Raw genomic sequence first — 1,191 nt, forward strand, 5'->3', positions numbered from 1 at the left:
TGATCTCAGCGCACCCGGCATCGACCAGAATTATCCATCAGATTTCCCCATGGGTGAATCATATACGAGCGAAAACCAAGCCGACGAATAACTGATTCCTACTTGACTCTGTCACGGCAGCTGTAGTTCTTGATCGGTAGAGCCCCGCTGCTGGTCAAGTGGTTGCTGCGGCGGTGATGTTGTTCCAGCGGCGATGGGCTTGGGCTGCCTGGTACTGGTGGTGGCGGCGCCAGGCGGACCAGTGCAGCAGGTGCGCCAGATCGCGGCGGGGCTGGGACAGCACGGCGGCTCGCAGCAGGCGGATGAGTTCGCGGGCGTTGGCCGCGACGAGACGGGCCGGGCCGGCGGGGGTGGTGGTACGGGCGCGGGTAACGGCGAGGACAGCGGCGGCGAGCATGCTGATCAGGGTCCAGCGCATCCAGGAGTTCCAGCAGGTGGTCTGCCCTTCGTCGAGGCCGCAGGCGCCCTTTGCGAGCTGGAAGTCTTCCTCGACCTTCCAGCGGCGAGTGATCACATCGATCCGGGCCGCCAGGGTGACCGGCGTGGTGGAGTGGCAGCGGTAGAAAGAGCGTTCGCCGGTGTAGCGGTGGCGGCGGATGACCAGGTAGGCGTGCCCGTCCTCGTGGCCGTCGGGAGTGTCGTCGGCCTGGACCTCGACGAGCGCCCAGTCGAAATGCCGGTCACCCTTCAGACCGTGTCCGGTGCGCATCCTGGCCCATGCTTTCTTCGGGACCCGGTCGGCGAGTTGGGTGACGGTGAAGGAGCCGGCGCTGGTCGTGGTGCGGTGGTCGGCGCCGACGGCGAGCGCGTAGTCGAAACCGAGCCGGCGGGCTTGACGGCGCAGGTCGCGTCCGCCGTACACCTCGTCGCCGGCCAGCCAGCGCACCGCGATGTCCAGGGTGCGCACCCGCTCGAGCATGGCCGCGGGGAGCTGCGAATTGGTGGCGAACTCCACCTCGTCGGGGACATGGGTGAGCAGACGGCGCTCCTCGTCTTCGGCCCAGGCGGCGGGCAGATACAGGGCACGGTCGATGATGGCGTGGCCGCGCTCGCCGGCATAGGTGAGGTGGACGGCGACCTGGCACAGACCCACCCCGCCGGGGGCTTGTATTTCAATTACTGCTTGCTCAGGCGGAGTTCGTGGGACGGTGGACCATGAGCGTGCGTCCGCCCGTCACCGCCTTACGAGCC

The 1,191-nt window shown here is 67.3% G+C and carries 1 protein-coding gene; it reads right to left on the bottom strand.

Annotated features, from left to right (window positions below; all coding sequences use genetic code 11):
* Positions 1 to 154: 154 nt before the first annotated feature.
* Positions 155 to 1,093 carry a transposase gene (locus ACFYOH_RS44875; RefSeq protein WP_388638163.1) on the bottom strand — a complete coding sequence of 313 codons (939 nt, stop codon included), beginning with the start codon at positions 1,091 to 1,093 and terminating at the stop codon, positions 155 to 157.
* Positions 1,094 to 1,191 lie beyond the last annotated feature (98 nt).

Origin of the sequence: Streptomyces sp. NPDC007856, assembly GCF_042868225.1 — a bacterium.
Taxonomy (GTDB): Bacteria; Actinomycetota; Actinomycetes; order Streptomycetales; family Streptomycetaceae; genus Streptomyces.